General features: G+C 68.9%; 35 protein-coding genes. 34 read left to right on the plus strand and 1 reads right to left on the minus strand.

Going from position 1 to position 22,248, the window contains the following annotated elements; translation table 11 throughout:
• Positions 1 to 8 precede the first annotated feature (8 nt).
• The 31 genes from rplD (at position 9) to ACW69E_RS09805 (ending at position 18,204) form a co-directional block, all read left to right on the plus strand.
• The gene (gene rplD / locus ACW69E_RS09655; RefSeq protein WP_457497749.1) at positions 9 to 659 is read left to right on the plus strand and encodes a 50S ribosomal protein L4; all 651 of its coding nucleotides are present in this window, start codon (positions 9 to 11) and stop codon (positions 657 to 659) included.
• Positions 659 to 982, plus strand: a complete 324-nt coding sequence (rplW, locus tag ACW69E_RS09660) for a 50S ribosomal protein L23 (protein ID WP_101255275.1) — start codon at positions 659 to 661, stop codon at positions 980 to 982. Before rplD ends, rplW begins: the two co-directional genes overlap by 1 nt.
• 39 nt (positions 983 to 1,021) lie before the next feature.
• Positions 1,022 to 1,858, plus strand: coding sequence for a 50S ribosomal protein L2 (gene rplB / locus ACW69E_RS09665; RefSeq protein WP_237876902.1), 837 nt, complete (start codon positions 1,022 to 1,024; stop codon positions 1,856 to 1,858).
• A gap of 14 nt (positions 1,859 to 1,872) precedes the next feature.
• Positions 1,873 to 2,154: a 30S ribosomal protein S19 gene (gene rpsS / locus ACW69E_RS09670; RefSeq protein WP_457497750.1), complete on the plus strand. Its 282-nt coding sequence runs from the start codon at positions 1,873 to 1,875 to the stop codon at positions 2,152 to 2,154.
• A gap of 46 nt (positions 2,155 to 2,200) precedes the next feature.
• Positions 2,201 to 2,548, plus strand: a complete 348-nt coding sequence (rplV, locus tag ACW69E_RS09675; protein WP_006130776.1) for a 50S ribosomal protein L22 — start codon at positions 2,201 to 2,203, stop codon at positions 2,546 to 2,548.
• The gene (gene rpsC / locus ACW69E_RS09680; RefSeq protein ID WP_206348896.1) at positions 2,548 to 3,378 is read left to right on the plus strand and encodes a 30S ribosomal protein S3; all 831 of its coding nucleotides are present in this window, start codon (positions 2,548 to 2,550) and stop codon (positions 3,376 to 3,378) included. The genes rplV and rpsC overlap by 1 nt, the downstream gene beginning before the upstream one ends.
• 5 nt (positions 3,379 to 3,383) lie before the next feature.
• Positions 3,384 to 3,803 (plus strand): 50S ribosomal protein L16, encoded by a 420-nt coding sequence (rplP, locus tag ACW69E_RS09685; RefSeq protein ID WP_093660605.1) that lies wholly within the window; start codon positions 3,384 to 3,386, stop codon positions 3,801 to 3,803.
• The gene (gene rpmC / locus ACW69E_RS09690; RefSeq protein WP_093851454.1) at positions 3,803 to 4,027 is read left to right on the plus strand and encodes a 50S ribosomal protein L29; all 225 of its coding nucleotides are present in this window, start codon (positions 3,803 to 3,805) and stop codon (positions 4,025 to 4,027) included. The genes rplP and rpmC overlap by 1 nt, the downstream gene beginning before the upstream one ends.
• Positions 4,027 to 4,314 (plus strand): 30S ribosomal protein S17, encoded by a 288-nt coding sequence (rpsQ, locus tag ACW69E_RS09695; protein WP_093660607.1) that lies wholly within the window; start codon positions 4,027 to 4,029, stop codon positions 4,312 to 4,314. Before rpmC ends, rpsQ begins: the two co-directional genes overlap by 1 nt.
• A 100-nt stretch (positions 4,315 to 4,414) precedes the next feature.
• Complete coding sequence (gene rplN, locus ACW69E_RS09700; RefSeq protein WP_206348895.1) at positions 4,415 to 4,783, plus strand: 50S ribosomal protein L14; 369 nt, start codon at positions 4,415 to 4,417, stop codon at positions 4,781 to 4,783.
• A 3-nt stretch (positions 4,784 to 4,786) separates the two neighbouring features.
• On the plus strand, positions 4,787 to 5,110 hold the full coding sequence (gene rplX / locus ACW69E_RS09705; protein WP_101255278.1) for a 50S ribosomal protein L24: 324 nt from the start codon (positions 4,787 to 4,789) through the stop codon (positions 5,108 to 5,110).
• Positions 5,110 to 5,673 carry a 50S ribosomal protein L5 gene (gene rplE / locus ACW69E_RS09710; RefSeq protein WP_457497751.1) on the plus strand — a complete coding sequence of 188 codons (564 nt, stop codon included), beginning with the start codon at positions 5,110 to 5,112 and terminating at the stop codon, positions 5,671 to 5,673. The genes rplX and rplE overlap by 1 nt, the downstream gene beginning before the upstream one ends.
• Positions 5,674 to 5,676: 3 nt before the next feature.
• Positions 5,677 to 5,862 carry a type Z 30S ribosomal protein S14 gene (locus tag ACW69E_RS09715; protein WP_004571834.1) on the plus strand — a complete coding sequence of 62 codons (186 nt, stop codon included), beginning with the start codon at positions 5,677 to 5,679 and terminating at the stop codon, positions 5,860 to 5,862.
• Positions 5,863 to 6,080: 218 nt separating this feature from the next.
• On the plus strand, positions 6,081 to 6,479 hold the full coding sequence (gene rpsH, locus ACW69E_RS09720; RefSeq protein WP_093660615.1) for a 30S ribosomal protein S8: 399 nt from the start codon (positions 6,081 to 6,083) through the stop codon (positions 6,477 to 6,479).
• Positions 6,480 to 6,503: 24 nt separating this feature from the next.
• Entirely contained in the window at positions 6,504 to 7,043 is a 540-nt protein-coding gene (gene rplF / locus ACW69E_RS09725) for a 50S ribosomal protein L6 (protein WP_457497752.1), read from the plus strand.
• A gap of 3 nt (positions 7,044 to 7,046) precedes the next feature.
• The gene (gene rplR / locus ACW69E_RS09730; RefSeq protein WP_093851449.1) at positions 7,047 to 7,430 is read left to right on the plus strand and encodes a 50S ribosomal protein L18; all 384 of its coding nucleotides are present in this window, start codon (positions 7,047 to 7,049) and stop codon (positions 7,428 to 7,430) included.
• A gap of 43 nt (positions 7,431 to 7,473) precedes the next feature.
• Complete coding sequence (gene rpsE, locus ACW69E_RS09735) at positions 7,474 to 8,079, plus strand: 30S ribosomal protein S5 (RefSeq protein WP_093660621.1); 606 nt, start codon at positions 7,474 to 7,476, stop codon at positions 8,077 to 8,079.
• Positions 8,079 to 8,261, plus strand: coding sequence for a 50S ribosomal protein L30 (gene rpmD / locus ACW69E_RS09740; RefSeq protein ID WP_093660623.1), 183 nt, complete (start codon positions 8,079 to 8,081; stop codon positions 8,259 to 8,261). Before rpsE ends, rpmD begins: the two co-directional genes overlap by 1 nt.
• Position 8,262: 1 nt before the next feature.
• Positions 8,263 to 8,718, plus strand: coding sequence for a 50S ribosomal protein L15 (rplO, locus tag ACW69E_RS09745; RefSeq protein ID WP_093851448.1), 456 nt, complete (start codon positions 8,263 to 8,265; stop codon positions 8,716 to 8,718).
• Between the two features lie 198 nt (positions 8,719 to 8,916).
• A complete protein-coding gene (gene secY / locus ACW69E_RS09750; protein ID WP_457497753.1) occupies positions 8,917 to 10,233 on the plus strand; it encodes a preprotein translocase subunit SecY in 1,317 nt (438 codons plus the stop codon).
• Positions 10,233 to 10,901: an adenylate kinase gene (locus ACW69E_RS09755; protein ID WP_457497754.1), complete on the plus strand. Its 669-nt coding sequence runs from the start codon at positions 10,233 to 10,235 to the stop codon at positions 10,899 to 10,901. The genes secY and ACW69E_RS09755 overlap by 1 nt, the downstream gene beginning before the upstream one ends.
• Positions 10,902 to 11,038: 137 nt before the next feature.
• Positions 11,039 to 11,875, plus strand: coding sequence for a type I methionyl aminopeptidase (gene map, locus ACW69E_RS09760; protein WP_457497755.1), 837 nt, complete (start codon positions 11,039 to 11,041; stop codon positions 11,873 to 11,875).
• A gap of 293 nt (positions 11,876 to 12,168) precedes the next feature.
• Positions 12,169 to 12,390 (plus strand): translation initiation factor IF-1, encoded by a 222-nt coding sequence (gene infA / locus ACW69E_RS09765; protein ID WP_003948620.1) that lies wholly within the window; start codon positions 12,169 to 12,171, stop codon positions 12,388 to 12,390.
• A gap of 60 nt (positions 12,391 to 12,450) precedes the next feature.
• Entirely contained in the window at positions 12,451 to 12,564 is a 114-nt protein-coding gene (rpmJ, locus tag ACW69E_RS09770; RefSeq protein WP_003956441.1) for a 50S ribosomal protein L36, read from the plus strand.
• Positions 12,565 to 12,767: 203 nt separating this feature from the next.
• Positions 12,768 to 13,148 (plus strand): 30S ribosomal protein S13, encoded by a 381-nt coding sequence (rpsM, locus tag ACW69E_RS09775; RefSeq protein WP_206348889.1) that lies wholly within the window; start codon positions 12,768 to 12,770, stop codon positions 13,146 to 13,148.
• 65 nt (positions 13,149 to 13,213) lie between these two features.
• Complete coding sequence (gene rpsK, locus ACW69E_RS09780) at positions 13,214 to 13,618, plus strand: 30S ribosomal protein S11 (protein ID WP_004571845.1); 405 nt, start codon at positions 13,214 to 13,216, stop codon at positions 13,616 to 13,618.
• Between the two features lie 27 nt (positions 13,619 to 13,645).
• The gene (rpsD, locus tag ACW69E_RS09785; RefSeq protein WP_241715844.1) at positions 13,646 to 14,272 is read left to right on the plus strand and encodes a 30S ribosomal protein S4; all 627 of its coding nucleotides are present in this window, start codon (positions 13,646 to 13,648) and stop codon (positions 14,270 to 14,272) included.
• 137 nt (positions 14,273 to 14,409) lie between these two features.
• On the plus strand, positions 14,410 to 15,432 hold the full coding sequence (locus tag ACW69E_RS09790; RefSeq protein WP_093660637.1) for a DNA-directed RNA polymerase subunit alpha: 1,023 nt from the start codon (positions 14,410 to 14,412) through the stop codon (positions 15,430 to 15,432).
• A 204-nt stretch (positions 15,433 to 15,636) separates the two neighbouring features.
• The gene (rplQ, locus tag ACW69E_RS09795; RefSeq protein WP_457497756.1) at positions 15,637 to 16,191 is read left to right on the plus strand and encodes a 50S ribosomal protein L17; all 555 of its coding nucleotides are present in this window, start codon (positions 15,637 to 15,639) and stop codon (positions 16,189 to 16,191) included.
• Positions 16,192 to 16,315: 124 nt separating this feature from the next.
• Entirely contained in the window at positions 16,316 to 17,179 is an 864-nt protein-coding gene (gene truA / locus ACW69E_RS09800) for a tRNA pseudouridine(38-40) synthase TruA (protein WP_457497757.1), read from the plus strand.
• A gap of 101 nt (positions 17,180 to 17,280) precedes the next feature.
• Positions 17,281 to 18,204, plus strand: a complete 924-nt coding sequence (locus ACW69E_RS09805) for a D-alanyl-D-alanine carboxypeptidase family protein (RefSeq protein WP_457497758.1) — start codon at positions 17,281 to 17,283, stop codon at positions 18,202 to 18,204.
• A 64-nt stretch (positions 18,205 to 18,268) separates the two neighbouring features.
• On the opposite strand, the gene ACW69E_RS09810 is transcribed toward ACW69E_RS09805, so the two are convergent.
• Positions 18,269 to 19,201, minus strand: coding sequence for a hypothetical protein (locus tag ACW69E_RS09810; protein WP_457497759.1), 933 nt, complete (start codon positions 19,199 to 19,201; stop codon positions 18,269 to 18,271).
• Positions 19,202 to 19,255: 54 nt separating this feature from the next.
• Between ACW69E_RS09810 and ACW69E_RS09815 the strand changes: the two genes are divergently transcribed.
• The 3 genes from ACW69E_RS09815 (at position 19,256) to rpsI (ending at position 22,122) form a co-directional block, all read left to right on the plus strand.
• On the plus strand, positions 19,256 to 20,875 hold the full coding sequence (locus ACW69E_RS09815) for an ABC-F family ATP-binding cassette domain-containing protein (protein WP_457497760.1): 1,620 nt from the start codon (positions 19,256 to 19,258) through the stop codon (positions 20,873 to 20,875).
• A 250-nt stretch (positions 20,876 to 21,125) separates the two neighbouring features.
• On the plus strand, positions 21,126 to 21,569 hold the full coding sequence (rplM, locus tag ACW69E_RS09820; RefSeq protein ID WP_241715836.1) for a 50S ribosomal protein L13: 444 nt from the start codon (positions 21,126 to 21,128) through the stop codon (positions 21,567 to 21,569).
• A gap of 40 nt (positions 21,570 to 21,609) precedes the next feature.
• A complete protein-coding gene (gene rpsI, locus ACW69E_RS09825) occupies positions 21,610 to 22,122 on the plus strand; it encodes a 30S ribosomal protein S9 (RefSeq protein WP_457497761.1) in 513 nt (170 codons plus the stop codon).
• Positions 22,123 to 22,248 lie beyond the last annotated feature (126 nt).

Consider the following 22,248-nt stretch of genomic DNA (forward strand, 5'->3'; position numbering starts at 1 on the left):
GGTAACCGATGAGCACCATTGACATCCTTTCGCCGGCAGGCGACAAGGCCGGGACCGTCGAGCTCCCCGCGGAGATCTTCGACGCGCAGGTCAGCGTTCCGCTGATCCACCAGGTCGTCGTCGCACAGCTGGCCGCTGCCCGCCAGGGCACGCACAAGACCAAGACCCGCGGCGAGGTCCGGGGCGGTGGCAAGAAGCCGTACCGCCAGAAGGGCACCGGCCGCGCCCGCCAGGGTTCGACCCGCGCCCCGCAGTTCGCGGGCGGTGGCGTCGTGCACGGTCCCGTGCCGCGCGACTACTCGCAGCGGACCCCGAAGAAGATGAAGGCCGCCGCCCTGCGCGGTGCCCTCTCCGACCGGGCGCGCCACGGCCGCGTCCACGTCGTGACCGGCGTGGTCGAGGGCGAGATCTCCACCAAGGCCGCCAAGACCCTGCTCGGGAAGATCAGCGAGCGCAAGAACGTGCTCCTGGTCGCCGAGCGGAGCGACGAGGCCGCGTGGCTGTCCGCCCGCAACCTGCCCCAGGTCCACATCCTGGAGCCGGGCCAGCTGAACACCTACGACGTGCTCGTCTCCGACGACGTGGTCTTCACCAAGGCCGCCCTCGACAGCTTCGTGGCCGGCCGCAAGGCCGCCCAGCACGAAGGGAGCGAGGCCTGATGGCCGAGACCACCGTCACCAGCAAGACCTTCTCCGACCCCCGCGACATCCTCGTGAAGCCGGTGGTCTCCGAGAAGAGCTACGCACTGCTGGACGAGAACAAGTACACGTTCGTCGTCGACCCGCGTGCCAACAAGACCCAGATCAAGCAGGCCGTCGAGGCGGTCTTCTCGGTCAAGGTCACCGGGGTCAACACGATCAACCGCCAGGGCAAGCGCAAGCGCACCCGCACCGGTTACGGCAAGCGCGCCGACTCCAAGCGCGCCATCGTGACCCTCGCCGAGGGCGACCGTATCGACATCTTCGGCGGTCCGGTCTCCTAACGGAGGTCGTACCGTCCGATATCGGACGAGGACTGAGAAATGGGTATCCGCAAGTACAAGCCGACGACCCCGGGCCGTCGTGGCTCCAGCGTCGCCGACTTCGTCGAGATCACGCGGTCCACGCCGGAGAAGTCGCTGGTCCGCCCCCTGCACAGCAAGGGCGGCCGTAACAACACCGGTCGTGTGACCGTCCGCCACCAGGGCGGCGGCCACAAGCGCGCCTACCGCGTGATCGACTTCCGTCGTCACGACAAGGACGGCGTGCCGGCCAAGGTCGCGCACATCGAGTACGACCCCAACCGCACCGCGCGCATCGCGCTGCTCCACTACGTCGACGGCGAGAAGCGCTACATCCTCGCGCCGGCCGGCCTGAAGCAGGGCGACCGCGTCGAGAACGGCCCCGGCGCCGACATCAAGCCGGGCAACAACCTCGCGCTGCGCAACATCCCGGTCGGTACGACCATCCACGCCATCGAGCTGCGGCCCGGCGGCGGCGCGAAGTTCGCCCGTTCCGCGGGCGCCTCCGTGCAGCTGCTGGCGAAGGAGGGCCGCATGGCCCACCTGCGCATGCCGTCCGGTGAGATCCGCCTGGTCGACGTCCGCTGCCGCGCCACCGTCGGCGAGGTCGGCAACGCCGAGCAGTCGAACATCAACTGGGGCAAGGCCGGCCGCATGCGCTGGAAGGGCGTCCGCCCGACCGTCCGCGGTGTGGTCATGAACCCGGTCGACCACCCGCACGGTGGTGGTGAGGGCAAGACCTCCGGTGGTCGTCACCCGGTCTCGCCGTGGGGCAAGAAGGAAGGACGTACTCGCTCGCCGAAGAAGGCCAGCAACAAGTACATCGTCCGCCGCCGCAAGACGAACAAGAAGCGCTAGGAGGCGGGTTTTCGATGCCGCGCAGTCTCAAGAAGGGGCCTTTCGTCGACGACCACCTGATGAGGAAGGTGGACGTACAGAACGACGCAGGCACCAAGAACGTCATCAAGACCTGGTCCCGCCGCTCCATGATCGTCCCGGCCATGCTGGGCCACACGATCGCGGTGCACGACGGCCGCAAGCACGTCCCGGTGTTCGTCACCGAGTCGATGGTCGGCCACAAGCTCGGCGAGTTCGCGCCGACCCGCACCTTCCGCGGCCACGAGAAGGACGACCGCAAGTCGCGTCGTCGCTGATGTGCGGAAGTAGCGAAGACCTATGACTGACACCGAAGGGACAACCATGGAAGCCAGGGCCCAGGCGCGGTACATCCGCGTCACGCCCATGAAGGCCCGCCGAGTGGTGGACCTCATCCGTGGCATGGACGCCACGGAGGCTCAGGCGGTCCTGCGTTTCGCCCCGCAGGCCGCGAGCGTGCCCGTCGGCAAGGTGCTCGACAGCGCCATCGCCAACGCCGCGCACAACTACGACCACACGGACGTCGACAGCCTCTTCATCTCCGAGGCCTACGTCGACGAGGGCCCGACCCTGAAGCGGTTCCGGCCGCGCGCCCAGGGCCGTGCCTACCGGATCCGTAAGCGGACCAGCCACATCACGGTGGTCGTCAGCAGCAAGGAAGGAACCCGGTAATGGGGCAGAAGGTCAACCCGCACGGGTTCCGGCTCGGCATCACCACGGACTTCAAGTCCCGCTGGTACGCCGACAAGCTGTACAAGGACTACATCAAGGAAGACGTCGAGATCCGCCGCCTGCTCACGCAGGGCATGGAGCGGGCCGGCATCTCCAAGGTGGAGATCGAGCGCACCCGTGACCGCGTCCGCGTCGACGTTCACACCGCCCGTCCGGGCATCGTGATCGGCCGCCGCGGCGCCGAGGCGGAGCGCATCCGCGGTCGGCTGGAGAAGCTGACCGGCAAGCAGATCCAGTTCAACATCCTCGAGGTGAAGAACCCGGAGACGGACGCTCAGCTGGTGGCCCAGGCCGTCGCCGAGCAGCTGTCCTCCCGCGTCTCCTTCCGCCGTGCGATGCGCAAGTCGATGCAGAGCACGATGAAGGCCGGCGCCAAGGGCATCAAGATCCAGTGCGGTGGCCGTCTCGGCGGCGCCGAGATGTCCCGCTCCGAGTTCTACCGCGAGGGCCGGGTCCCCCTGCACACCCTGCGCGCCAACGTCGACTACGGCTTCTTCGAGGCCAAGACGACCTTCGGCCGCATCGGTGTGAAGGTCTGGATCTACAAGGGCGACGTCAAGAACATCGCCGAGGTCCGCGCCGAGAACGCCGCCGCCCGCGCCGGCAACCGCCCGTCGCGTGGTGGCAGCGACCGCCCGCGCCGCGGTGGCGAGCGCGGCGGCCGCGGCCGCAAGCCGCAGCAGGAGCGGACCGAGGCGCCCAAGGCCGCCGAGGGCACCGCTGCCGCTCCGGCCGCCGAGAGCACCGGCTCTGCCGGGAAGGAGGCCTGACCGTCATGCTGATCCCCCGCAGGGTCAAGCACCGCAAGCAGCACCACCCGAAGCGCAAGGGCATGGCCAAGGGCGGCACCGAGGTTGCTTTCGGCGAGTACGGCATCCAGGCCGTGACCGCTGCCTATGTGACGAACCGGCAGATCGAGGCAGCTCGTATCTCCATGACCCGTCACATCAAGCGTGGCGGCAAGGTGTGGATCAACATCTACCCGGACCGTCCGCTGACCAAGAAGCCCGCCGAGACCCGCATGGGTTCCGGTAAGGGTTCGCCGGAGTGGTGGGTCGCGAACGTCAAGCCCGGCCGGGTGATGTTCGAGCTGTCCTACCCGAACGAGAAGATTGCTCGTGAGGCGCTCACCCGCGCTGCTCACAAGCTTCCGATGAAGTGCCGGATCGTGCGGCGCGAGGCAGGTGAGTCGTGATGGCGGCCGGTACCAAGGCGAGCGAGCTGCGCGAGCTCGGCGACGAGGAGCTCGTCGTGAAGCTGCGCGAGGCCAAGGAGGAGCTCTTCAAGCTCCGTTTCCAGGCGGCGACCGGACAGCTGGAGAACAACGGCCGGCTGAAGGCCGTCCGCAAGGACATCGCCCGGATCTACACCCTGATGCGTGAGCGCGAGCTCGGCATCGAGACGGTGGAGAGCGCCTGATGAGCGAGACGAATGTGACTGAGACTGCAGAGCAGAACCGCGGCTTCCGCAAGACCCGTGAGGGTCTGGTCGTCAGCGACAAGATGGACAAGACCGTTGTCGTCGCCGTCGAGGACCGCGTCAAGCACGCCCTGTACGGCAAGGTCATCCGCCGTACGAACAAGCTCAAGGCGCACGACGAGCAGAACGCCGCGGGTGTCGGCGACCGCGTCCTCCTGATGGAGACCCGGCCGCTGTCCGCGACGAAGCGCTGGCGCGTCGTCGAGATCCTCGAGAAGGCCAAGTAATTCCCGAGATCCCTTCTCGGGACGAGTTCCGCCAGGCTCGGCGAGGTGCGCGCGGTGAGCGCGCACCCGCCGGGAACCGGCAGACGATCAGGAGATAGACGTGATCCAGCAGGAGTCGCGGCTGCGTGTCGCCGACAACACGGGCGCGAAGGAGATCCTTTGCATCCGTGTTCTCGGTGGCTCCGGCCGCCGCTACGCGGGTATCGGGGATGTCATCGTCGCCACCGTCAAGGACGCGATCCCCGGTGGCAACGTGAAGAAGGGCGAGGTCGTCAAGGCCGTCGTCGTGCGCACCGTCAAGGAGCGCCGCCGCCCGGACGGCTCGTACATCCGCTTCGACGAGAACGCCGCCGTCATCCTCAAGAACGACGGCGACCCCCGCGGCACCCGTATCTTCGGCCCTGTCGGCCGTGAGCTGCGCGAGAAGAAGTTCATGAAGATCATCTCGCTCGCGCCGGAGGTGCTGTAACCGATGAAGATCAAGAAGGGCGACCTGGTCCAGGTCATCACCGGCAAGGACAGGGGCAAGCAGGGCAAGGTCATCGAGGCCTACCCCCGCGAGGACCGTGTCCTGGTCGAGGGTGTCAACCGGGTCAAGAAGCACACCAAGGCCGGCCAGACCGCTCGCGGTTCGAAGACCGGCGGCATCGTGACGACCGAGGCCCCGATCCACGTGAGCAATGTTCAGCTCGTCGTGGAGAAGGACGGCAAGAAGGTCGTCACCCGCGTCGGTTACCGCTTCGACGAGGACGGCAACAAGATCCGCGTTGCCAAGCGGACCGGTGAGGACATCTGATGACTACCGCCACGAACGTGCAGCCGCGTCTGAAGGCGCGCTACCGCGAGGAGATCACGGGCAAGCTGCGTGACGAGTTCAAGTACGAGAACGTCATGCAGATCCCCGGTCTCACCAAGATCGTGGTCAACATGGGTGTGGGCGAGGCCGCCCGCGACTCCAAGCTGATCGAGGGCGCCATCCGCGACCTCGCCACGATCACCGGCCAGAAGCCGGCCGTGACCAAGGCCCGGAAGTCCATCGCGCAGTTCAAGCTGCGCGAGGGCCAGCCGATCGGTGCCCACGTCACCCTGCGGGGCGACCGGATGTGGGAGTTCCTGGACCGCCTGCTGTCGCTGGCGCTGCCGCGCATCCGCGACTTCCGCGGTCTGTCGCCGAAGCAGTTCGACGGCAGGGGCAACTACACCTTCGGCCTCACGGAGCAGGTCATGTTCCACGAGATCGACCAGGACAAGATCGACCGGGTCCGAGGCATGGACATCACCGTGGTCACCACGGCGAACACCGACGAGGAGGGTCGCGCCCTGCTGCGTCACCTCGGATTCCCCTTCAAGGAGGCGTGAGCCGTGGCGAAGAAGGCTCTGATTGCCAAGGCCGCCCGCAAGCCGAAGTTCGCGGTGCGCGCGTACACGCGGTGCCAGCGCTGCGGCCGACCCCACTCCGTCTACCGCAAGTTCGGCCTGTGCCGCGTGTGCCTTCGTGAGATGGCCCACCGCGGCGAGCTGCCGGGCGTCACCAAGAGCTCCTGGTAAGTCCGCGAGAGCGGACTTCGAGGAACTCTCGGTAAGAGCATCCTGGCCGGCGAACGCCCTCCCCGCGTGCCCTAGGCTTGTGGGTTGGGCGCTCGCCGCCCATGACCGTCTTACTACGCCGTAGGTCCCCGCACCGCACCCGTCCCGTCGCGTCCCGCGTACGGGGAGAGGGACGGAGCAGACAGGAAACCCCGGCGAGAGAGGCCGAAGGCCATCACATGACCATGACCGATCCGATCGCAGACATGCTGACGCGTCTGCGAAACGCGAACTCGGCTTACCACGACACCGTCGTGATGCCGCACAGCAAGATCAAGTCGCACATCGCGGAGATCCTCCAGCAGGAGGGTTACATCACCGGCTGGAAGGTCGAGGACGCCCCGGTGGGCAAGAACCTCGTCCTGGAGCTCAAGTTCGGTCCGAACCGCGAGCGTTCGATCGCCGGCATCAAGCGGATCAGCAAGCCGGGCCTGCGGGTCTACGCAAAGTCCACCAACCTGCCGAAGGTGCTCGGCGGCCTGGGCGTGGCGATCATCTCCACCTCCCACGGGCTCCTCACCGACAAGCAGGCTCAGAAGAAGGGCGTGGGTGGGGAAGTCCTCGCCTACGTCTGGTAACGGAAGGGAACGGAGGTAAAGCTCATGTCGCGTATCGGCAAGCTCCCCATCCAGGTTCCCGCCGGTGTGGACGTCACCATCGATGGCCGGACGGTCAACGTGAAGGGGCCCAAGGGCAGCCTTTCGCACACCGTCGCCGCGCCCATCGAGATCGCCAAGGGTGAGGACGGCTCCATCAGGGTCTCCCGCCCGAACGACGAGAGCCGGAACAAGGCCCTGCACGGTCTGTCCCGCACGCTGGTGGCGAACATGATCACTGGCGTGACCCAGGGTCACAGCAAGCAGCTCGAGATCAGCGGTGTCGGTTACCGCGTCCAGGCCAAGGGCTCCGACCTGGAGTTCTCCCTGGGCTACAGCCACCCGATCACGGTGAAGGCTCCCGAGGGAATCTCCTTCAAGGTGGAGTCCCCGACCAAGCTGAGCGTCGAGGGCATCGACAAGCAGAAGGTCGGCGAGATCGCCGCGAACATCCGCAAGCTGCGCAAGCCCGACCCGTACAAGGCCAAGGGCGTGAAGTACGCGGGCGAGGTCATCCGCCGCAAGGTCGGAAAGGCTGGTAAGTAAGCCATGGCATACGGTGTGAAGATCGCGAAGGGCAGCGCGCGCAAGGCCGCCGCTGTCAAGCGGCGCCACATCCGCGTCCGCAAGAAGGTGTCGGGCACCCCCGAGCGTCCGCGCCTGGTGGTGACGCGCTCCAACCGCCACATGGTGGCCCAGGTCATCGACGACATCGCGGGCCACACGCTGGCCTCGGCGTCGACGCTGGACAGCTCGATCCGCGGTGGTGAGGGCGACAAGACCGCCCTGGCCAAGCAGGTCGGGTCCCTGGTCGCCGAGCGCGCCAAGGCCGCGGGCATCGAGGCCGTCGTGTTCGACCGCGGCGGCAACAAGTACGCCGGGCGGATCGCCGCCCTGGCCGACGCCGCCCGCGAGGCCGGGCTCAGGTTCTGAGCCGGTCCCCACGCAAGCGGACGCATAGAGAGAGGTAATTCCAATGGCTGGACCCCAGCGCCGCGGTGGCGGCGCCGGTGGCGGCGAGCGGCGGGACCGACGGGACCGGCGGGACGGTGGCGCGGCCGCCGAGAAGACCGCGTACGTCGAGCGGGTCGTCGCGATCAACCGCGTCGCCAAGGTTGTGAAGGGTGGTCGTCGCTTCAGCTTCACCGCGCTGGTCGTGGTGGGCGACGGTGACGGCACCGTGGGTGTCGGTTACGGCAAGGCCAAGGAGGTGCCGGCCGCCATCGCCAAGGGTGTGGAGGAGGCCAAGAAGCACTTCTTCAAGGTCCCCCGGATCCAGGGCACCATCCCCCACCCGATCCAGGGTGAGGAGGCCGCCGGCGTCGTGCTGCTCAAGCCGGCCTCGCCCGGTACCGGTGTGATCGCCGGTGGCCCGGTGCGCGCCGTGCTGGAGTGCGCGGGCATCCACGACGTGCTGAGCAAGTCCCTCGGCTCGTCGAACCCGATCAACATCGTGCACGCCACGGTGGCCGCTCTGCGGGGCCTGCAGCGCCCCGAGGAGATCGCCGCCCGCCGCGGCCTGCCGCTGGAGGACGTTGCTCCCGCCGCTCTGCTGCGGGCGCGGGCTGGGGTGAGCGCCTGATGGCACGCCTGAAGGTCACCCAGACCAAGTCCTACATCGGCAGCAAGCAGAACCACCGCGACACCCTGCGTTCCCTCGGCCTCAGGCGAGTGAACGACTCGGTCGTCAAGGAGGACCGTCCCGAGATCCGCGGCATGGTGCAGACCGTCCGCCACCTCGTGACGGTCGAGGAGGTCGACTGACATGGCGGAGCAGAAGCCGCTGAAGGTCCACAACCTCCGGCCCGCCCCGGGCGCCAAGACCGCCAAGACCCGCGTCGGTCGTGGTGAGGCGTCCAAGGGCAAGACCGCCGGTCGTGGCACCAAGGGCACCAAGGCCCGCTACCAGGTTCCGGAGCGCTTCGAGGGTGGGCAGATGCCGCTGCACATGCGGCTGCCCAAGCTCAAGGGCTTCAAGAACCCCTTCCGCACCGAGTACCAGGTCGTGAACCTGGACAAGCTGGCGGACCTGTACCCCGAGGGTGGCGAGGTCACCGTCGAGGGCCTGGTCGCCAAGGGTGCGGTTCGCAAGAACCAGCTCGTGAAGGTGCTGGGCAACGGGGAGATCTCCGTGGCGCTGCAGGTGACCGTGGACAAGGTCTCCGGCTCCGCCAAGGAGAAGATCACCGCTGCCGGAGGCACCGTCACCGAGCTCGTCTGAGCACGGTGAAGTGACCAACCGGGGGCGCCCAGGAACGGGCGTCCCCGGTTGGTCGTTCCATGGGGGGCACGGTCGCCGGTAAGGTGTCGTGCGTTATTGACCTCCGCAGGACCCCTCCTGCGGAATCTGAACCGTTTTATCCGTTGATCCTCACGACCGTAACCTCTCGCGTGTGACGCGGGGGGCGCAGGAGGCACCGTGCTCACCGCGTTCGCCCGGGCGTTCAAGACGCCCGACCTGCGCAAGAAGCTGCTGTTCACCCTCGGCATCATGGTGCTCTTCCGCCTCGGTGCACACATCCCCGTCCCGGGTGTCAGCTTCGAGAACGTCAACCAGTGCGTGAAAGAGGCCGAGGGCGCCGGCGCCGGCCTCTTCGGCCTGGTCAACATGTTCAGTGGTGGCGCGCTGCTGCAGCTGACCATCTTCGCGCTCGGGATCATGCCGTACATCACGGCGAGCATCATCCTGCAGCTGCTGGTGGTGGTGATCCCGAGGCTGGAGGCCCTCAAGAAGGAGGGGCAGTCCGGCCAGGCGAAGATCACGCAGTACACCCGTTACCTGACCGTGGCGCTCGGCGTGCTCCAGGCCACCGGCCTGGTGGCGACGGCCCGCAGCGGCAGCCTCTTCGCGCAGTGCACCGTCCGTGACCAGATCATCCCCGACGACTCCATCTTCACCACGATCACCATGGTGATCGTCATGACCGCCGGCACCGCGCTGATCATGTGGCTGGGTGAGCTGATCACCGACCGCGGCATCGGCAACGGCATGTCGATCCTGATGTTCGTCTCGATCGCCGCCGGCTTCCCGGGCCTGCTGTGGGCCATCAAGGTGCAGGGCCACCTGGCGGACGGCTGGATCGAGTTCGGTGTGGTGATCCTCGCGGGTCTGGCGATGGTCGGCCTGGTGGTCTTCGTCGAGCAGGCGCAGCGCCGCATCCCCGTGCAGTACGCCAAGCGGATGATCGGGCGCCGCTCCTACGGCGGCACCTCCACCTACATCCCCCTGAAGGTGAACCAGGCGGGTGTGATCCCCGTCATCTTCGCCTCCTCCCTGCTCTACATCCCGGCACTGATCGTTCAGTTCAGCGGGTCGCAGGCGGGCTGGGCCGACTGGATCAACCGGCACCTCGTCACGGGTGACCACCCGTACTACATCGTCACGTACTTCGTGCTGATCGTGTTCTTCGCCTTCTTCTACGTCGCCATCTCCTTCAACCCCGAAGAAGTTGCCGACAACATGAAGAAGTATGGTGGTTTCATCCCGGGCATCCGGGCCGGACGTCCCACCGCGGAGTACCTGAGCTACGTGCTGAACCGCATCACGTGGCCGGGTTCGCTGTACCTGGGTCTGATCGCTCTGGTGCCCACCGTCGCGCTGGTGTTGTTCAACGCGAATCAGAACTTCCCGTTCGGCGGGACCAGCATCCTGATCATCGTGGGTGTCGGTCTGGAGACCGTGAAGCAGATCGAGAGCCAGCTTCAGCAGCGCCATTACGAAGGGTTCCTCCGCTGATGCGAATCGTCCTCGTCGGACCGCCTGGCGCGGGCAAGGGCACGCAGGCCGCGTACCTGGCCGAGAACCTGTCCATCCCGCACATCTCCACAGGCGACCTCTTCCGCGCCAACATCAGCCAGGGCACCCAGCTCGGGCAGAAGGCGCAGGAGTACATGCGGGCCGGCAAGCTCGTACCCGACGAGGTCACCATCGGAATGGCCCGGGACCGGATGGAGCAGCCCGACGCCGCCGACGGCTTCCTGCTCGACGGCTTCCCGCGGAACATCGGCCAGGCCGAGGCCCTGGACGGCATCCTGCGCGAGTCCGGCACCCGGCTGAACGCCGTGCTGGACCTGGAGGTCCCCGAGGACGAGGTCGTCAAGCGGATCGCGGGACGGCGGATGTGCCGCAACGACAGCGGCCACATCTTCCACGTCGTGTACACCCCGCCGAAGACCGAGGGCGTCTGCGACGCCTGCGGCGGCGAGCTCTACCAGCGCGAGGACGACCGCGAGGACACCGTCCGCAAGCGCCTGGAGGTCTACCACACCGAGACCGAGCCGATCATCGACTACTACAAGGCCCAGGGCCTGGTGGTGACGATCTCGGCACTCGGCAAGGTCTCCGAGGTCACCCGGCGGGCGATGGAGGCGCTCGGCCAGGCGGCCGGGCAGTCCGGGGCCTGATCCGGAAGAGGAACGGCGAGAAGGCCGCGGTGCCCGGGGCGGGCACCGCGGCCGTATCGTGTAGTGAACGGGCCCGGCGGCAGTACACCGGGCCGGATGTGCCACAGACAACCGCGAGCTGGAAGGCGTCAGCCGTCATGGTGGAGATCAAGACCCCCGAGCAGATCGCGAAGATGCGCGCGGCCGGGCTGGTCGTCGCCGCGATGCACGCGGCCTGCCGCAAGGCCGCGGTACCGGGCGCGACCACCAAGGACCTGGACGAGGTCGCGGCCAAGGTGCTCGCCGACCACGGGGCCAAGCCGAACTTCCTCGGCTACGGCGGCTTCCCCGGCAACATCTGCACCTCGGTGAACGACGTCGTCGTCCACGGCATCCCCGACCGGGAGACGGTGCTGGAGTCCGGCGACATCATCTCCGTCGACGCGGGCGCGATCGTCGACGGCTGGCACGGGGACGCGGCGATCACCGTCTTCGTCGGCGAGGGCCACGCCCCCGAGCTGCACGAGCTGAGCCGGGTCACCGAGGAGTCGATGTGGGCCGGCATCGCGGCGATGCGCAGGGGAAACCGGCTGGTGGACATCTCCAAGGCGATCGAGGGCTACATCCGCCGCCAGCCCCGCCCGGCCTCCGGGCGCTACGGGATCATCGAGGACTACGGCGGCCACGGCATCGGCAGCCAGATGCACATGGACCCGCACCTGCTGAACTACGTCGAGCGCCGGCGCGGCAAGGGCCCGAAGCTGGTGCCGGGCATGTGCCTGGCGATCGAGCCGATGGTCAGCCTGGGCTCGGCCAGGACGCACGTCCTGGAGGACGAGTGGACGGTCAAGACGGACGACGGCAGCTGGTCCTGCCACTGGGAGCACTCCGTCGCGCTGACCGAGCAGGGACCGCTGGTGCTGACGGCGCCGGACGGCGGCCGGGCGAAGCTGGCGGAGTACGGCGTCACCACTGCCCCCGACCCGCTGGACTGACCGGGCCTCCCGGCCCGGTTCCCCGGTCTCCGGCCGCCGTCCGGCCCCACCGGGCCGTACGGAGCGCGCGGCCACTGCCGCACCACCGCCTCTTCTGCGGTGAGCCGGGTGCGGGAGGGCCGTGAGCCGGGTGAAGTCCCTCCGGCCCGCATAAAGATCTCCCACGATGGGCATACATCCCCGATTCGTCTTTCCCGGAGCCGTGCCGTAGACTGGTGCGTCGGTCCATGTGTGCCTGCGTGCACCCACGGACTGACCCAGGTAGCCGATCCCGGAAGGTGAAGCGCTCAAGCATGGCCAAAAAACAAGGGGCCATCGAGATCGAGGGCACCGTCGTCGAGTCTCTCCCGAACGCGATGTTCAAGGTGGAGCTCCAGAACGGGCACCAGGTCCTCGCGCACATCAGCGGCAAGATGCGGATGCACTACATCCGTATCCTTCCCGACGACCGTGTCGTGGTGGAGCTGTCTCCCTACGACCTGACGCGCGGGCGGATCGTCTACCGCTACAAGTAGATCTCGCCCTCACTCCGCCGGGTGCGGAGTGGTGGCCTGACCCGGAGAACCTCACATCCCATGAAGGTCAAGCCGAGCGTCAAGAAGATCTGCGACAAGTGCAAGGTGATCCGCCGCCACGGCCGGGTCATGGTCATCTGCGACAACCTGCGCCACAAGCAGCGCCAGGGCTGACGCAAGACCGCCACGCCTCGCACCTCTCGCGGTTCTTCGCGCGACGCAAGCGACATGTAGATACGCAGACACCCGACCCCCCGCCGTGACATCCGTTAACGCCGGTGGGGACGACACCCCCGGACGGAGGCCGGGGACCCGGCTCGTACTCGCTACGGGAACGGTGCTGCGGAAGACCTCCAACGAAACCAGGAGCCACGTTCATGGCACGCCTCGAAGGCGTCGACCTCCCGCGCGACAAGCGCGTGGAGGTCGCTCTCACCTATGTCTTCGGCATCGGTCGCACGCTCTCCCAGCAGACGCTTGCGAACACCGGTGTGAACCCGGACACCCGCGTCCGCGACCTGACCGAGGAAGAGCTCGTCAGGATCCGTGAGTACGTCGAGGCCAACATCCGCACCGAGGGTGACCTCCGCCGCGAGATCCAGGCCGACATCCGCCGCAAGGTCGAGATCGGCAGCTACCAGGGTCTGCGCCACCGCCGCGGCCTGCCCGTCCACGGCCAGCGCACCAGCACCAACGCCCGCACCCGCAAGGGCCCGCGTCGCGCGATCGCCGGCAAGAAGAAGCCGGGCAAGAAGTAGTCCTCACCGGACACCGCCAGTGGTCCGGACCGCAGGACCGACCACCTCCATAGGAGTATTTTTCTATGCCTCCGAAGGGCCGTACGGCCGGCGCCAAGAAGGTGCGCCGCAAGGAGAAGAAGAACGTCGCCCACGGGCACGCTCACATCAAGAGCACGTTCAACAACACCATCGTTTCCATCACCGACCCCACCGGCAACGTGATTTCCTGGGCTTCCGCCGGTCACGTGGGCTTCAAGGGTTCGCGCAAGTCGACGCCGTTCGCCGCGCAGATGGCCGCCGAGTCGGCCGCCCGTCGCGCGCAGGAGCACGGCATGCGCAAGGTCGACGTGTTCGTCAAGGGTCCCGGCTCCGGCCGTGAGACCGCGATCCGCTCCCTCCAGGCCACCGGCCTCGAGGTGGGTTCGATCCAGGACGTCACCCCGACCCCGCACAACGGCTGCCGCCCGCCGAAGCGTCGCCGCGTCTGATCCGGCAGAAGTAGGAGATACACGAACATGGCGCGTTACACCGGGGCCGACTGCAAGCGTTGCCGTCGGGAGAAGCAGAAGCTCTTCCTCAAGGGAGCTAAGTGCGAGAGCGCGAAGTGCCCGATCGAGATCCGTCCTTACCCCCCGGGTGAGCACGGACGCGGGCGCACCAAGGACAGCGAGTACCTGCTGCAGAAGCGTGAGAAGCAGAAGGCCGCCCGCATCTACGGTGTCCTCGAGAAGCAGTTCCGCGGTTACTTCAACGAGGCCAACCGCAAGCAGGGCAAGACGGGCGAGAACCTGCTCCGCATCCTGGAGTCCCGTCTGGACAACGTGGTCTACCGGGCCGGCTTCGCCAAGTCCCGCGACCACGCCCGTCAGCTCGTCCGCCACGGACACATCATGGTGAACGGCCGCAAGACCGACATCCCGTCGGCCCGCGTCGCTCCCAACGACATCGTCGAGGTCCGCCCCTCCTCCCGCAACATGACCCCCTTCCAGGTGGCTCAGGCGGAGGCCGGCGACAAGACGGTGCCGGCGTGGCTCGAGGCCATTCCGTCGCAGCTGCGGATCCTCGTCCACTCGCTGCCCGAGCGCCAGGTGATCGACACCCAGGTGCAGGAGCAGCTGATCGTCGAGCTGTACTCCAAGTAATCCGGAGTACCGGCTCACGGTCACGGGCGGTGCGGCCCGCACGGGTCGCACCGCCCGTACCCTTGTAGTGGAAAACCGGGCTTCCGCCCGGTGCTCGGCATCAAATAGCGGTTGCCGAAGACTGGAGGCACACCCCCATGCTGATCGCTCAGCGCCCCTCACTGACCGAAGAGGTCGTGGACGAGTTCCGTTCCCGGTTCGTGATCGAACCGCTGGAGCCGGGCTTCGGCTACACCCTCGGAAACTCCCTGCGTCGCACGCTCCTGTCCTCGATCCCCGGTGCTGCCGTGACCAGCATCCGGATCGACGGCGTCCTGCACGAGTTCACCACCGTGCCGGGCGTCAAGGAGGACGTCACCGACCTGATCCTCAACATCAAGAGCCTGGTCGTCTCCTCGGAGCACGACGAGCCGGTCGTGATGTACCTGCGCAAGCAGGGCCCGGGTCTGGTCACCGCCGCCGACATCGCCCCGCCGGCCGGTGTCGAGGTGCACAACCCCGACCTGGTCCTCGCCACGCTGAACGGCAAGGGGAAGCTGGAGATGGAGCTGACCGTCGAGCGCGGTCGCGGCTACGTCTCCGCCGTGCAGAACAAGCAGGCCGGCCAGGAGATCGGCCGCATCCCGGTCGACTCCATCTACTCGCCGGTCCTCAAGGTCACCTACAAGGTCGAGGCGACCCGTGTCGAGCAGCGCACCGACTTCGACAAGCTGATCGTCGACGTCGAGACCAAGGAGTCCATGCGTCCGCGTGACGCCATGGCCTCCGCCGGCAAGACCCTGGTCGAGCTGTTCGGCCTGGCCCGCGAGCTGAACGTCGACGCCGAGGGCATCGACATGGGCCCGTCCCCGACGGACGCCGCGCTCGCCGCCGACCTGGCCCTGCCGATCGAGGAGCTGGAGCTGACCGTCCGCTCCTACAACTGCCTCAAGCGCGAGGGCATCCACTCGGTGGGCGAGCTGGTGGCCCGCTCCGAGGCGGACCTGCTCGACATCCGCAACTTCGGCGCCAAGTCGATCGACGAGGTCAAGGCGAAGCTGGCCGGCATGGGCCTGACCCTCAAGGACAGCCCGCCCGGATTCGACCCGACCGCCGCCGCCGACGCCTTCGGCGCCGACGACGACGCGGACTCCGGTTTCGTCGAGACCGAGCAGTACTGACCGGCATCCGGCGGTAACGACGCCGGTTCCCACCGGCATTCCGACCGGGCGCGGCACCGCCCGCGCCCGGTCGGCCCACGTTCTCCGGAACGTACGGCCGCGCGCGAGTGCGGTCGCACGCCCCGGCTCCGGCGGGCACGAGCCCGTACGGACACTGACACCGGTACCTGATACGGCCGGTGCAGACATCGAGGAGAGACAACCATGCCGAAGCCCACCAAGGGCGCCCGCCTCGGCGGCGGCGCCGCGCACGAGAAGGCCATGCTGGCGAACCTCGCCACCGCCCTCTTCGAGCACGGCCGCATCACCACCACCGAGGCCAAGGCCCGCCGCCTGCGCCCGGTGGCCGAGCGTCTGATCACCAAGGCGAAGAAGGGCGACCTTCACAACCGCCGCCGGGTGATGCGCACGATCCTCGACAAGAGCGTCGTGCACACGCTCTTCACCGAGATCGGCCCGCGCTACGAGAACCGCCCCGGCGGTTACACCCGCATCACCAAGATCGGCAACCGCCGCGGCGACAACGCGCCCATGGCGGTCATCGAGCTGGTGGAGGCTCTGACCGTGCAGCAGGAGGCCGTCGGCGAGGCCGAGGCCGCCACGAAGCGCACGGCCAAGGACGCCGCGGGCGACGAGGCCGTGAAGGACCTCAAGAAGGACGCCGCGGGCGACGAGGCCGCCGAGGCCCCGGCCGAGGAGAAGTCCGAGGAGACCGAGGCCGCGGCCGAGGCTCCGGCCGAGGAGAAGAAGGACGCCTGAGGCGTTCTTCGCTCCGGGGCGTCCCGAGCACACCGCGGCGGACCCGCCTCCCCCTTTCCGGGAGCGGGTCCGCCGCCGTTTACGCACTTCACGTGCTGTACGCGCTTTTCGAGAGGATCACGGTGTGAGCGACGAGGTGGAGCCCGGATATGTGCGGGTCCGGCTGGACCTGTCGTACGACGGCAGGGAGTTCTCCGGCTGGGCGCGGCAGCGCGGGCGGCGCACCGTGCAGGGCGAGCTGGAGGACGCGCTGCGGGTGGTGACCCGCTCGGAGGAGACCTTCGAGCTGACGGTCGCCGGCCGCACCGACGCGGGCGTCCACGCCCGCGGCCAGGTGGCGCACGCCGACCTGCCCGCCGACCTGTGGGAGGCGCACCGGGAGCGGCTGCTGCGCCGGCTGGCCGGTCGGCTGCCGCACGACGTACGGGTGCACCGGATCGGTGCGGCCCCGCCCCACTTCAACGCGCGCTTCTCGGCGATCTGGCGCCGCTACGCCTACCGCGTCTGCGACCACCCGGGAGGGGTGGACCCGCTCCAGCGCGGCCATGTGCTGTGGCACGACTGGCCGCTGGACGTGGACGCCATGAACGAGGCGGCCGGGCACCTGCTGGGGGAGCACGACTTCGCCGCCTACTGCAAGCGGCGCGAGGGCGCGACGACCATACGGACGCTCAAGGAGCTGAGCTGGCGGCGGCGCCCCGACGGCGTCGTGGAGGCCAGGGTGGTCGCCGACGCCTTCTGCCACAACATGGTGCGCTCGCTGGTGGGCGCGCTGCTCTTCGTCGGCGACGGGCACCGTCCGCCGTCGTGGCCGGGGCGGGTGCTGGCGGCCGGGGTGCGGGACTCGGCGGTGCACGTGGTGCGGCCGCACGGGCTCACCCTGGAGGAGGTCGGCTACCCGGCCGACGAACTGCTGGCCGCGCGCAACGCCGAGGCGCGCAACCGCCGCACCCTCCCGGGCGCGGGTGTGGGCGCGGGGTGCTGCTGAGAGGTTGGCCGGATCCGGCGGGCAACCGTCGGCGCCGCTGGATCGTCCAGTAGTCGGGCCCGCATCGCGCGGGCCCGACGACCACGACGACGGAGCATCCATTGAGACTTCGCACGAGGGGGATCCGCAGGGTGGGCGTGGTGCTGGCGGCCGCCGGCGCCGTGCTCCTGGCGGGACCGACGGCGGTGCCCGCCCAGGCGGCCGGGGGACCGTCCGGGATAGCGGCCAAGGGCGCCTTCCTGCTGGACAGCGGGCCTGACAAGACCCTGTGGGGCAAGGGTGCCGACACCCGGCGGGAGATGGCCAGCACCACCAAGATCATGGCCGCGGCGGTCGTGGTGACCACCAAGGGCGTCGACCTGGACCGCAAGGTCACGGTGAAGAAGGCCTACCGCGACTACGTGACCAGGTACGGGGCCAGCACCGCCGACCTGAAGACCGGCGACAAGCTCACGGTGCGCCAGCTGCTGTACGGCATGATGCTGCCCTCCGGCTGCGACGCGGCGTACGCGCTGGCGGACACCTTCGGCAGCGGGAGCACGACGGCCGCCCGCACCAAGTCGTTCATCTCCAAGATGAACAAGAAGGCCGCCGGTCTGGGGATGAAGAACACCAAGTTCGACTCCTTCGACGGCATCTCCAAGGGCGGCGAGAACTACTCGACCCCACGCGACATGGCGAAGCTGGCGCGGCACGCGATGGGGAACTCCACGTTCAAGACGGTGGTCAAGTCGACCAAGACCGTCCAGAAGGCGACCAACGGGCGCACGTACACCTGGTACAACACCAACAAGCTGCTCGGCTCGTACAAGGGCGTGATCGGCATCAAGACCGGTACGGGCTCCAAGGCCGGACCCTGCCTGGTCTTCGCGGCCACGCGTGACGGGCGCACGGTCGTCGGCGTGATACTCAACAGCTCCGACCGGTACCGGGACGCGACGAGGATGCTCGACTGGGCCTTCCAGCAGAAGACGGCGACGAAGGTGACCCTGCGCACGCTCCCGGCGGGAGCCCAGCAGGACTGACGTCCCCGCGCCGCCCGGTCCGGGGCCCCGGACCCCGGATCGTGGCTCCGGACCGGGCGGCGCGTCAGCCGGTGACCGAGGCCGCCGCCTGCTCCCGGCCGCGTTCGAGGATGCGGGCGAAGGCGAAGTCGGCGGCGTCCAGGCCGGCCTGGCGGGCGGCGGTCTCGGAGGTGGTGACGTCCTTGCCGCTGGTGTAGCCGGAGATGGTGAAGTACGCGTAGCGGCCCAGCGCGTTGGCGGAGGTGCGGCAGGTCACGCCGCCCCGGCAGAAGGTGGGCACGCCCGATCCGGGCAGTGAGGCGACGTTGGGCCGGGACTGCTCCTTGGCCCTGCCCGCGGCCTCGGCGTCGTCGAAGACCGCGACGCCGACGGTGACCGCCACCCCCTCGCGCACGTACGTCACCCGGATCAGCTCGCGGCAGCCGTTGTTCGCCAGTACGGTGCCGAGCGCGCCCTGGGTGCCGGACGCACAGCTCCTGGTGGAGGCCGTGGCGCCCTTGTCGTAGGTGCGGCCGTTGGCCTTCATCGAGTCGCCGGGGAAGAGCGCGGCGGCGCTGAGCGGGGCGGTGTCCTTCTCGGCGCTGGAGAGGAACTCCCGCGGGTCCGGCGGCGGGGGAGGCGGCTCGGAGGAGAAGGTGGGCTCCGGCTGCTCCGGGTCGGGCGGCGGGGTCTCGGAGGCCGACGGAGCCGGGGAGTCCGAGGAGGCGGCGGCGGGGCCGGAGCCCGATCCGTTCTCGTTGACGACGGCGATCGCGACGATCGCGGCGACGACGGCGGTGGCCACCGCCCCGCCGCCGATCATCAGCCAGCGGCGGCGCCGGGCGCGGGCGCGCTCGCTGCGCTCGGCGAGCGCAGCCCAGTCCGGCGTGGACGGCTCCGGCGGCCCGGACCGCCCGGGCTGCCCGAACGGTCCCGGCGGTCCTGGCTGTCCCGGCGGCCCCGGCTGTCCGGACGGTCCTCCCGGGCCCCAGCCCGGCCCCCCCTGCCCAAAGCTCATGCCCCGCATCTTATTCGCTTGCCGCGGGGCCGCCGGCGCGTTCAGAGTCGGGGGATGGGACACGTCGAGGCCGCGCACCTGGAGTACTACCTGCCAGACGGGAGGGTGCTGCTAGGTGATGTCTCGTTCCGGGTGGGGGAGGGCTCGGTGGTGGCCCTGGTGGGCGCCAACGGGGCCGGGAAGACGACGCTGCTGCGGCTGATCGCCGGAGAGCTGAAGCCGCACGGCGGCACGGTGACCGTCGGCGGCGGGCTCGGGGTGATGCCGCAGTTCGTGGGCTCGGTCCGGGACGAACGCACGGTGCGCGACCTGCTGGTCTCGGTGGCCCGGCCGCGGGTGCGCCAGGCGGCGGAGGCGGTGGACGCCGCCGAGCTGAGGATCATGGAGGTCGACGACGAGGCCGCCCAGATGAGTTATGCGCAGGCGCTGGCGGACTGGGCGGAGGCAGGCGGCTACGAGGCCGAGACCGCCTGGGACGTGTGCACCACCGCCGCCCTCGGCGTCCCCTACGACAAGGCGCAGTGGCGGCAGGTGCGGACCCTGTCGGGCGGAGAGCAGAAGCGGCTGGTGCTGGAGGCGCTGCTGCGCGGCCCGGACGAGGTGCTGCTGCTGGACGAGCCGGACAACTACCTCGACGTCCCCGGCAAGCGCTGGCTGGAGGAGCGGCTGGCCGAGACCCGCAAGACGGTCCTGTTCGTCTCCCACGACCGCGAGCTGCTGGCGCGGGCGGCGCAGCGGATCGTCAGCGTGGAGCCGGGCCCGGCCGGATCGGACGTGTGGGTGCACGGCGGCGGCTTCGCCACCTACCACCAGGCCCGCAAGGAGCGCTTCGCCCGCTTCGAGGAGCTGCGTCGGCGCTGGGACGAGCAGCACGCGCAGCTGAGGAAACTGGTGAACACCCTCAAGCAGAAGGCCGCCTACAACGACGGGCTCGCCTCCCGTCTCCAGGCGGCCCGCACCCGGCTGCGGAAGTTCGAGGAGGCGGGCCCGCCGCAGGAGCCGCCGCGCGAGCAGGACATCCGGATGAGGCTGCGCGGCGGGCGCACCGGGGTGCGGGCGGTCACCTGCGCCGGGCTGGAGCTGACCGGGCTGATGAAGCCGTTCGACCTGGAGGTCCTCTACGGCGAGCGGGTCGCGGTGCTGGGCTCCAACGGGTCGGGCAAGTCGCACTTCCTGCGGCTGCTGGCCGGCGGTGACGTCGCCCACACCGGCGAGTGGAAGCTGGGCGCCCGGGTGGTGCCCGGCCACTTCGCCCAGACCCACGCCCACCCCGAGCTGGAGGGGCGCACCCTGCTCGACGTCCTGTGGACCGAGCACGCGAAGGACCGGGGCGCGGCGATGTCCGCGCTGCGCCGCTACGAGCTGGACCGCCAGGCCGAGCAGCCCTTCGGCAGGCTCTCGGGCGGCCAGCAGGCCCGCTTCCAGATCCTGCTGCTGGAGCTGGCCGGATCGACGGCGCTGCTGCTGGACGAGCCGACCGACAACCTGGACCTGGAGAGCGCCGAGGCGCTCCAGCAGGGGCTGGAGGCGTACGAGGGGACGGTGCTGGCGGTGACGCACGACCGCTGGTTCGCCCGCTCCTTCGACCGCTTCCTGGTCTTCGGCGCGGACGGGCGGGTGCGCGAGGCGCCGGAGCCGGTCTGGGAGGAAGGGCGGGTGGCGCGGGCGCGCTGAGGGGTTCGCGGGAGGGCGCGGGGGCGCTCGGCGAGGGGCGTTTTGACCCGTGCGGAGGACGGCCGGTATCCTGCTGGTTCGTTGTGCGTATTGGCTTGCTCGTTCTCACGTGAGAGGCCGCTACGCCTGGTCCACCTGGACGATGACCAGCGACCCGCACCGGCTTGCGTCACCGGAGTGCGGTCAGGGCTGTCGTGATCTCCGGTGACCTTGTCAGGAAACACTCACTGAAGAAGCGAAGGCTACGACCGTGCGTACGTACAGCCCCAAGCCCGGCGACGTCCAGCGCCAGTGGCACGTCATCGACGCCACCGACGTCGTCCTGGGCCGTCTGGCCACCCAGGCCGCCACCCTTCTGAGGGGCAAGCACAAGCCGGTGTACGCGCCGCACGTTGACGCTGGTGACTTCGTCATCATCATCAACGCCGACAAGGTGCACCTCTCCGGCAACAAGCGGACCCAGAAGCTGGCCTACCGCCACTCCGGCTACCCCGGCGGTCTGCGGTCCGTCCGCTACGACGACCTGCTGAAGAACAACCCGGAGAAGGCCGTGGAGAAGGCCGTCAAGGGCATGCTCCCGAAGAACTCCCTGGGCCGCCAGATGCTCTCGAAGCTGAAGGTCTACGCGGGCGAGAACCACCCGCACGGCGCCCAGCAGCCGGTCCCGTTCGAGATCACCCAGGTCGCGCAGTAGTCCGGCCACAACCAAGACTGAAGAGAGCATAAGGAGAACCGTGGCCGAGACCACCGCCGAGACCCCGATCGAAGAGGTCGAAGAGGTCGAGCAGTACACCACCGAGACCCCCGAGGGTGTCGAGGAGTACACCACCGAGTCCCTCGCGTCCCGTTTCGGTGAGCCCCAGCCGGGCGCCGGCACCGGACGCCGCAAGAACGCCATCGCCCGCGTGCGCATCGTGCCGGGCAGCGGCCAGTGGAAGATCAACGGCCGCACCCTCGAGGCCTACTTCCCGAACAAGGTGCACCAGCAGGAAGTCAACGAGCCGTTCAAGGTTCTGGAGCTGGACAACCGCTACGACGTCATCGCCCGCATCAGCGGCGGCGGCGTCTCCGGCCAGGCCGGCGCGCTGCGCCTGGGCGTGGCCCGCGCCCTGAACGAGGCGGACGTGGAGAACAACCGCGGCCCGCTGAAGAAGGCCGGCTTCCTGACCCGCGACGCCCGCGCGGTCGAGCGGAAGAAGGCCGGTCTGAAGAAGGCCCGCAAGGGCACCCAGTACAGCAAGCGTTGATCAGCGCCTGGCTGTCTGCTGGAATCCCTGGGATCCGCTGATGAGCGCCCCGACAGCACCGTCACGGTGCGTCGGGGCGTTCGTCTTCGGGCCACCGCCCGCCTCCGGACCGGCGCGTCCGGTGGG

Source organism: Streptomyces sp. SS8, from assembly GCF_054072955.1.